Source organism: Klebsiella sp. MS 92-3 (assembly GCF_000195655.1).
Taxonomy (GTDB): Bacteria; Pseudomonadota; Gammaproteobacteria; order Enterobacterales; family Enterobacteriaceae; genus Klebsiella; species Klebsiella pneumoniae.
The window spans coordinates 46,786-55,909 of record NZ_GL882794.1 but is presented as its reverse complement, the minus strand read 5'-3'; the positions used below and the strand labels follow the sequence as shown (position 1 = coordinate 55,909).

Below are 9,124 nucleotides of genomic sequence, written 5' to 3'. Positions count from 1 at the left end.
TTGCTGGCCGGAGCCCGGGGGTACAGGGGGAGGCGGCGACTGACCTCCCCCTGTGCGCTCCCTGCGCTATGAAAGGCATAACGCAGAAGAAATATCGGGAGCGCAATCTTCCAGGAAATAACATAGAACAAACGTTATTCCCGGGTCGAAATCGTTGCACGCCGAGAACAGTGTCAACAAAACCGCAGTTCGTACGCCGGGTAAGGCGTAGCCGCCATCCGGCTTTTTACTGTTTCGCGTCCAGGAACTGCACCGCTTTATCCGGGAAATCGGTAAATAAGCCGTCGACGCCCGCCTGGTTATACAGCACGTCATAGAGCTGATTAACGTTAGTCGCGTACTCCGGCAACTGATCCGCGCGCACGGTGTACGGATGCACCTGCAGATGGCTGGCATGCGCCTCTTTCACCATCGCCGTCAGCTTCACCGCCCCCGGCTTCGAGCCTTCCGCTACCAGCATATGGTAATCCGGGCCGATGCCGTCCGCGTACTGCGCAATCTGCGCCATCGCCCCTGGCTTGAACATCCAGTCATAGCTGTAGTTCACCCACTTACCATCGGCCTGTTTCTGCTGGGTTTCATTCCAGTCGGTATAGGCGATGAGCTGCACCAGATTGAGATCCATCCCCATCTTCGGCTCCAGCTCATTTTTAATGCGTTTGAGCTCGTTGGCGTCAAAGCACTGCAGATAAACCTTATCCTGCTTGCTGGTATAGCCATATTCCTTCAGCACCTTCAATGTGCTGGCGGCAATATCTTTGCCTTCCTGGTGGTGGAACCACGGTGCTTTGATTTCCGGGTAGATACCGATGTTTTTGCCGGTTGAATGGTTCAGCCCCTGGACAAACTCAATCTCCTCTTCAAAGGTATGAATACGGAAATCGGATTTGCCCATCGGGAATCGCCCGGGATAGGTTTGCACGTTCTTACCATTTTTCGGCTCAAAACCTTCGGTGAACTTCAGCGACTTAATCTCGTCCAGGGTAAAGTCGATGGCGTAGAAACGACCATCTTTACGCGCCCGCTGCGGGAAACGCTGCGCAACGTCAGTCACCCGATCGAGATAGTGGTCGTGTAACACCACCAGCCGGTCGTCTTTGGTCATCACCAGGTCTTGCTCAAGGTAATCCGCCCCCTGAGCGTAAGCCATCGCTTTCGCCGGCAGGGTATGTTCCGGCAGATACCCGCTGGCGCCGCGGTGGGCGATGACCATTTTATCAGCCGCTGTCGCGCTGAAGCACAGCGCCGAACTGGACAGAATCATTCCGCTCATCAGCGCGGTAAGTTTCATTTTCATCGCCGCTCCTTAGGCTTGTTTCAGCTGTTGGTGATGGCGACGTTCACCGAGCATCACGATAACCAGCAGGATAACCGCCAGCACGCTGCCGCCGATCATCACCATAAAGCCGCCGTCCCAGCCGAAGAAATCGACGGTGTAGCCGACGATAGCGCTCGCGGCCACGGAACCGCCAAGATAGCCGAACAGGCCGGTGAAGCCCGCGGCGGTCCCGGCGGCTTTTTTCGGCGCCAGCTCGAGGGCATGCAGACCAATCAGCATCACCGGGCCGTAGATCAGGAAGCCAATGATGATCATACAGGCCATATCGACGCCCGGATTGCCCGGCGGGTTCAGCCAGTAAACGACAGTGGCGATGGTCACCAGGGTCATAAAGAACACGCCGGTGGCGCCGCGGTTGCCTTTAAACACTTTGTCCGACATCCAACCGCACAGTAGCGTGCCCGGGATCCCCGCGTACTCGTACAGGAAATAGGCCCAGGAGGATTTATCCAGCGCGAAGTGTTTAACTTCTTTCAGGTAGGTCGGCGACCAGTCGAGAATGCCGTAGCGCAGCAGATAAACGAAGACGTTAGCGATAGCGATGTACCACAGCAGCTTGTTCGGCAGAATGTATTGCATAAAGATCTGCTTCGCCGTCAGCTCTTCTTCGTGCTTTTCGCTGTAATCGTCCGGGTAGTCGTTTTTATATTCTTCAATCGGCGGCAGACCGCAGGACTGCGGGGTGTCGCGCATCATTGCGAAGGCGAAAATCGCCAGCAGAATGGCGCCGAATGCCGGCATATACAGCGCCGCGTGCCAGTCGTTAAACCACGCCATCCCTAACAGGAACAGCAGCGGCGGAATGCCGCCGCCGACGTTATGCGCGCAGTTCCACACCGAGACAATCCCGCCGCGCTCTTTCTGCGACCACCAGTGCACCATGGTCCGGCCGCACGGCGGCCAGCCCATCCCCTGGAACCAGCCGCAGAGGAACAGCAGCACGAACATTATCATGATGCTGGACGTCGCCCACGGCACGAAGCCCATCACCAGCATCACCAGCGCGGCGAGGATCAAGCCAGCCGGCAGGAAAATGCGCGGATTCGAGCGGTCAGAGACCGATCCCATGATGAATTTCGAAAATCCATAGGCGATGGAGATACCGGAAAGGGCGAAGCCGAGGTCGCCACGAGAGAACCCCTGCTCGATAAGATAAGGCATCGCCAGGGCAAAGTTCTTACGAACCAAATAGTAGGCGGCATAACCAAAAAAGATGCCAATAAAAATCTGCCAGCGTAATCGGCGATATAGCGGGTCAATCTCCGCTGCTGGCAAACGCGCTTTATGCGCGGCGGGTTTAAAAATACTTAACATATCAGCCTCCGTGGCCCTTGCTGTTTTCTACTGACGTCACGACAAAATCCCAGATTAATCACCAACTTCAAATATGGTCGCGATGGTAGGCAATACGTAGAGTTGATACTGTGAAACATCGCACAATTTGTTACAAAAATATGACAAAACGTTCCAATGTGAGCACGAAATCACATAACACGCTCAAATAACGCGCGAATATGCTCGAAATCAAACAATAACCTTACTAATTGTGGCTAAATGGTGTTAAACGAAAGCAGAGGAGCTGAAGATGACGGGACGTATTGATAGCGAGGTCATTATCATCGGCGGCGGAGCAACCGGCGCCGGTATCGCCCGCGACTGCGCCCGGCGCGGATTACGAACGCTGCTCATTGAGCGCCATGATATCGCCACCGGGGCGACCGGCCGGAATCATGGACTGCTGCACAGCGGCGCCCGCTACGCGGTGACCGACAACGAATCCGCCCGCGAATGCATCAGTGAGAACCGCATTCTGCGCCGCATCGCCCGCCACTGTATTGAACCGACCAATGGGCTGTTTATCACCCTGCCTGAAGATGACCTGGCATGGCAGCAAACCTTTATCGACGCCTGTCAGCAGGCTGGCATAGAGGCCACGCCGCTCTCGCCGCAGGAAGCGCTGCGCCGGGAGCCCGCCGTCAACCCGACGCTGCTGGGCGCGGTGCAGGTCCCGGACGGTACCATCGACCCGTTTCGCCTCACCGCGGCCAATATGCTCGACGCCCGCGAACACGGCGCGCAGATCCTTACCGGCTGCGAAGTAACAGGCCTACTGCGCCGGGGCGATCGCGTCTGCGGCGTCCAGGTATACGACCGCCAACTTCACCAGGCCCGCACTCTGTACGCCGGGATGGTGGTTAACGCCGCCGGGATCTGGGGGCAGCGTATTGCGGAATATGCCGACCTGCGCATCACCATGTTCCCGGCGAAGGGATCGCTGCTGATCCTCGATCATCGGATTAACAACCTGGTGATCAACCGCTGCCGTAAGCCGGCCGACGCCGATATTCTGGTGCCCGGCGATACCATCTCGCTGATCGGCACTACCTCAATGCATATTCCTTATGACGAAATTGACGACAACCGGGTAACAGCGGCGGAGGTCGATACCCTACTGCGCGAAGGGGAAAAGCTGGCGCCGGTCATGGGCCGCACCCGGATCCTCCGCGCCTACTCCGGCGTCCGCCCGCTGGTGGCCAGCGATAACGATCCCAGCGGGCGCGGCGTCAGCCGCGGCATCGTCCTGCTCGACCATGCCCAGCGTGACGGTATGGAAGGCTTCATTACTATCACCGGCGGCAAGCTGATGACCTATCGCCTGATGGCCGAGTGGGCCACCGACGCCGTCTGTCGTAAGCTGGGAAACACCACCCCCTGTACCACGGCCGAAGCCCCGCTGCCCGGTTCACAGGAGCCAACGGAAAGTACCCTGCAAAAGATTATCTCCCTCCCCACCCCGCTGCGCGGCTCGGCCGTCTACCGTCACGGCGATCGCACCCCGTCCTGGCTTGGCGACAGCCGCCAGCACCGTAGCCTGGTCTGCGAATGTGAAGCCGTCACTGCCGGTGAAGTGAAATACGCGGTGGAAAACCTGGCGGTCAACACCCTGCTCGACCTGCGCCGCCGCACCCGGATTGGCATGGGGACCTGTCAGGGGGAACTCTGCGCCTGCCGCGCTGCCGGACTGCTGCAGCGCTTTAACGTCACCACGCCCGCGCAGTCGTTAACCCAGCTCTCGGAATTTCTCAATGAACGCTGGAAGGGCGTGCAGCCCATCGCCTGGGGCGATGCGCTGCGCGAAAGCGAATTCACCCGCTGGGTCTACCTCGGCCTGTGCGGATTGCCACAGGAGCACCGGGATGAAGTTTGATTGCGCGATTATCGGCGGCGGGCTCGCCGGCCTGCTGTGCGGGCTGGTCCTGAATCAGCACGGCCTGCGCAGCGTCATCATCAGCCGCGGGCAGAGCGCGCTGCATTTTTCCTCCGCGTCGTTAGACCTGCTCTCGGCGCTGCCCAACGGCGATAACGTCACTGACGTCGCACAAGGTCTGCAGCAACTCGCTGAACAGCTTCCTGAACACCCTTATTCCCGTCTCGGCGCCGAGGCGGTGCTCGAATACGCGACACAGACCGAAGCCCTGCTGGCCGCCTGCGGCGCGGTGATGCAGGGCGATGCGCGCCGGCCGCACCGGCGGGTAACGCCGCTGGGGACGTTGCGCCCGGCATGGCTGTCGCCCCTTGAGGTGCCTGTCGCGCCCCTGCCGTCGCAGGGCGCCTGTCTGGTGGGGATCAGCGGCTTTGCTGATTTTCAGCCGCATCTCGCCGCCGCCGCGCTCGGTCAACACGGAGTTACCGCCGCGGCGGTGGAAATCGAGTTACCGCTGCTGGATGTGCTGCGTGACAACCCGACCGAGTTTCGCGCCGCCAATATCGCCCGCGTCCTGGATGATGAGAATATGTGGCCGGCCCTGCATGCAGCGCTGCTACCGCTGGCGCAGCAGTATGACCTGCTGATCATGCCCGCCTGTTTTGGCCTCGCCGACGATCGCCTGTACCACTGGCTGCAGGCGCGTCTACCCTGCCCGCTGCGTCTGCTGCCGACGCTGCCGCCTTCGGTTCCCGGGATGCGTTTGCATTCTCAGCTGCAACGCCAGTTCATTCGCGAGGGCGGCGCCTGGCTCGCAGGCGATGAGGTGGTGAAAATCAGCCATCGACAGAACGCCGTCGAGGCGGTCTGGACGCGCAATCACGGCGATATTGCGCTGCGTCCGCGCTTTACCGTGCTGGCCAGCGGCAGCTTTTTCAGCAACGGTCTTGTCGCCACTCGCGATAGCGTGCGCGAGCCGATCCTCGGCCTCGACCTTCACCAGACCCTGCCACGGGAAAGCTGGTACCAGCGCGATTTCTTCGCCTCACAACCGTGGCAGCGCTTCGGCGTGAAAACCGATGCCCTGCTGCGCCCCCTGCTGGGCGGGCAGCCGTTCCATAATCTGTTCGCCATCGGCTCATTGCTCGGCGGGTTCGATGCCATTCAGCTCGGCTGTGGCGGCGGCGTCTGCGCCGTTACCGCGCTGCACGCCGCCAGACAGATCCATGCCCTTGCCGGAGGCCGGCCATGAACGATACCCGTTTTGAAAGCTGCATTAAGTGCACGGTCTGTACCACCACCTGCCCGGTAAGTCGGGTCAATCCGCGCTATCCGGGCCCGAAACAAGCGGGGCCGGACGGCGAACGCCTGCGTCTGAAGGATGGCGCGCTGTACGACGAGGCGCTGAAGTACTGCATTAACTGCAAGCGCTGCGAGGTCGCCTGCCCGTCGGATGTGAAAATTGGCGATATCATTCAACGCGCCCGGGCACAGTACGGCCAGCAAAAGCCGACCCTGCGCGACGCCATCCTCAGCCATACCGACCTGATGGGTACCCTTTCCACCCCCTTTGCCCCCCTGGTCAACGCCGCCACCGGCTTAAAACCGGTGCGCCGTCTGCTCGACGCGACGCTCAACATCGATCACCGGCGTACGCTGCCGAAATATGGTTTCGGCACCTTCCGCCGCGCTTACCGCCAGCTCGCCGCCCGTCAGAAGCAGTACAGCGAACAGGTGGCTTTCTTTCATGGCTGCTACGTCAACTATAACCATCCACAGTTGGGTAAAGATCTGATTCGCGTCGTCAACGCGCTGGGTACCGGGGTGCAGTTGTTATCAAAAGAAAAATGCTGCGGCGTACCGCTGATCGCCAACGGTTTTTTCGACAAGGCGCGTAAGCAGGCGCAGAGCAACGTCGCCGCGATGCGGGAAAACACGCTACCGATCATTGCCACCTCCTCGACCTGCGCCTTTACGCTACGTGATGAATACCCCCATCTCCTCGATGTCGATAACAGCGATCTTCGCGATCGCGTCGAGCTTGCCACCCGCTGGATCTGGAAACAGCTGGCTGCCGGCAGGACGCTACCGCTGCGCCCGCTGCCGCTGAAGGTGGTCTATCACACCCCGTGTCATATGGAAAAGATGGGCTGGTCGCTGTATACCCTCGAGCTGCTGCGGCTGATCCCCGGCCTGCAGCTGGAGGTGCTGGATTCACAGTGCTGCGGCATCGCAGGCACCTACGGGTTTAAAACTGAGAATTACGCGGTATCCCAGGCTATCGGCGCCCCGCTGTTCCGTCAGATTGAGGAGAGCGGGGCCGACCTCGTCGTCACCGACTGCGAGACCTGCAAATGGCAGATTGAGATGTCCACCAGCAAACGCTGCGAGCATCCGCTGACGGTGCTGGCGCAGGCGCTCGTCTGAGCCCAGCGCCAGCCTGTGCCGTCAATAGCTCGTTTTCTCTTGCGGCTGGGCGCTGGCAGATTTAAACATCGCCAGCCGGCGGTCCAGCGCCTGGGTATACAGCATGGTATCCACCCCGACGGCGACAAAGTTGGCCCCCCAGGCAAGACATTTTTCCGCCATCGCCGGGTCGACCGCCAGAAATCCGGCCGCTTTCCCCGCCGCGCGAATGCGCCGGATGCTCTGCTCGATCACCCGCTGCACGTCAGGGTGACCGGCATCGTCCGGGTAGCCCAGCGAGGCGGAGAGATCCGCCGGACCGATGAACACCCCGTCAATGCCGTCCACCTCGAGAATAGCGTCCAGGTTCTCCAGCGCGGTTCGGCTCTCGACCTGAATCAGCAGACAAAGTTGGTCATTTGCCTCCGCCATATAATTCTCCACCCTTCCCCAGCGCGCCGCTCTCGCCACGCCGGCGCCAACGCCGCGGCTCCCGATGGGGGGATAACGGGTCGCTGAGACCACCTCCCGAGCCTGCTCGGCGGTATCGACCATCGGCACCAGCAAGGTTCTGGCGCCAATATCCAGCACCTGTTTTATCAGGCTGCGGTTGCCCTCGACCGGGCGAATGACCGGCTGGCTGGCATAGGGGGCAATCGCCTGCAGCTGATGATAAAGGTCCTGAATAGTGTTCGGGGCATGCTCGCCGTCGATCAGCAGCCAGTCGTATCCCGACGTCGCAGCGATCTCCGCCATGTAGGATGAGGTGGAGCTCAGCCACAGGCCGATTTGCGTCTCACCGCGTAATAATCCCCGTTTGAAGGGGTTAGATAACAGTGCGTTCATAGCGATTCCTTTATTCAATGCTGTACGCTGCCGCGCTGGGGTACCGCGCGGGTAAGGCTCAATGAAAAGATAATGACCACCCCGACAATGGCGACGCCGGCCAGGGTTAACAGTCCGGCGGCGCTGCTGGCGAACAACGTTTCGGCCTGCACGCGCACGATCGGCGCCAGAAAACCACCGATGGCGCCAAACAGGTTAACAAAGCCAATCCCTGCGGCCAGCGCCGTGCCGGACAGCAGCTGCGTCGGCATCGTCCAGAAGACCGGCTGCACGGCGATCACCCCGACCGCCGCCACGCACAGCGCGATGATAGCCAGCACCGGCGCCACCAGTCCGGACACTGCAATCCCGACCGCCGCCGCCAGCAGCGTCAGGGCGGCAATATTGCGTCGCTCGCCGGTGCGATCGGAGTAGCGAGGGATAAGCCAGGTGCCAAACAGCGCCGCCACCCACGGGATGGCCGTCACCACCGAGGCAACGAAGCCGACTTTGGTGCCCAGCAGCGCAGCAACCTGGGTGGGCAGGAAGAAAATCAGACCATAGACCGCCACCTGAATGGTCAGATAAATCAGCGCCAGCTGCCAGACCCGCCCGTTACGCAGCGCATCGGACAGGCGCGAGGCAATCTTTTTCTCCTCCTCGCGCGCCAGCTCGCTTATCAGCGCCTGTTTCTCCGCTGCGCTCAGGAAGCGGGCATGCTGCGGCGAATCGTCCAGCCAGAAGAAGGTGAACGCTCCCGCGGCGACGGCGAGCAGGCCTTCAATGACAAACATCCAGAACCAGCCGGGATGGCCCATAAATCCATGCATCTCCAGCAGCGCACCGGATAAAGGCGATCCCAGCGTCAGGGCCAGCGGCGCGCCCATATAAAACAGCCCCATAATGCTGGCGCGGTTTTGCTGGGGAAACCACTGTGAAGTGAGGTAGATCATTCCGGGAAAGAAGCCCGCCTCCGCCGCGCCCAGCAGGGTACGTACCAGCAGGAATTTCGCTTCCGTATCCGCCCACGCCATCGCCGCCGACAGCACGCCCCACAGCAGCGTGGTGCAGCCGATCCATCGCCTGGCGCCAAATGTGCGCATCAGCAGATTGGCCGGCACCCCGAGGAAGGCATAGACCACAAAGAAGATACCGGCCCCCAGCGCGTAGGCCTCATTGCTGAGTCCGGTATCCAGCTGGTAGGTCTCTTTGGCGAAACCGATATTAGAACGGTCAAGAAACGCCAGCACGTACAGCGCCAGCATAAAGGGGATTAAGCGGGCGCGGTTTTTCTTCACCACGCTCTCCAGCAGAGTGTTGCTCATCATAATATCCTCAGGCGCCCCCGC

Annotated in this window: 7 protein-coding genes; 3 read left to right on the top strand and 4 right to left on the bottom strand. The window is 60.5% G+C overall.

Translation table 11 applies throughout. The features are described from left to right. Window positions 1-226 precede the first annotated feature (226 nt). Both glpQ and glpT read right to left on the bottom strand, forming a co-directional pair. A complete protein-coding gene (gene glpQ / locus HMPREF9538_RS16395) occupies window positions 227-1,297 on the bottom strand; it encodes a glycerophosphodiester phosphodiesterase (RefSeq protein ID WP_009484780.1) in 1,071 nt (356 codons plus the stop codon). 9 nt (window positions 1,298-1,306) lie between these two features. Beyond that, window positions 1,307-2,653 carry a glycerol-3-phosphate transporter gene (gene glpT, locus HMPREF9538_RS16400; RefSeq protein WP_002913019.1) on the bottom strand — a complete coding sequence of 449 codons (1,347 nt, stop codon included), beginning with the start codon at window positions 2,651-2,653 and terminating at the stop codon, window positions 1,307-1,309. A 271-nt stretch (window positions 2,654-2,924) separates the two neighbouring features. Between glpT and glpA the strand changes: the two genes are divergently transcribed. Genes glpA through glpC form a run of 3 tightly spaced genes read left to right on the top strand, consistent with a single transcriptional unit; the run spans window position 2,925 to window position 6,971 of the window. Further along, on the top strand, window positions 2,925-4,547 hold the full coding sequence (gene glpA, locus HMPREF9538_RS16405; protein ID WP_004899549.1) for an anaerobic glycerol-3-phosphate dehydrogenase subunit A: 1,623 nt from the start codon (window positions 2,925-2,927) through the stop codon (window positions 4,545-4,547). Beyond that, a complete protein-coding gene (glpB, locus tag HMPREF9538_RS16410; protein WP_009484779.1) occupies window positions 4,537-5,796 on the top strand; it encodes a glycerol-3-phosphate dehydrogenase subunit GlpB in 1,260 nt (419 codons plus the stop codon). Before glpA ends, glpB begins: the two co-directional genes overlap by 11 nt. Further along, the gene (gene glpC, locus HMPREF9538_RS16415; RefSeq protein ID WP_002913041.1) at window positions 5,793-6,971 is read left to right on the top strand and encodes an anaerobic glycerol-3-phosphate dehydrogenase subunit GlpC; all 1,179 of its coding nucleotides are present in this window, start codon (window positions 5,793-5,795) and stop codon (window positions 6,969-6,971) included. Before glpB ends, glpC begins: the two co-directional genes overlap by 4 nt. A 21-nt stretch (window positions 6,972-6,992) precedes the next feature. Here the strand turns inward: glpC and yfaU are convergent, their stop codons facing one another. Both yfaU and HMPREF9538_RS16425 read right to left on the bottom strand, forming a co-directional pair. Further along, on the bottom strand, window positions 6,993-7,796 hold the full coding sequence (yfaU, locus tag HMPREF9538_RS16420; protein WP_009484778.1) for a 2-keto-3-deoxy-L-rhamnonate aldolase: 804 nt from the start codon (window positions 7,794-7,796) through the stop codon (window positions 6,993-6,995). Window positions 7,797-7,810: 14 nt separating this feature from the next. Continuing rightward, window positions 7,811-9,100, bottom strand: a complete 1,290-nt coding sequence (locus HMPREF9538_RS16425; RefSeq protein WP_020317303.1) for an MFS transporter — start codon at window positions 9,098-9,100, stop codon at window positions 7,811-7,813. Window positions 9,101-9,124: the final 24 nt, after the last annotated feature.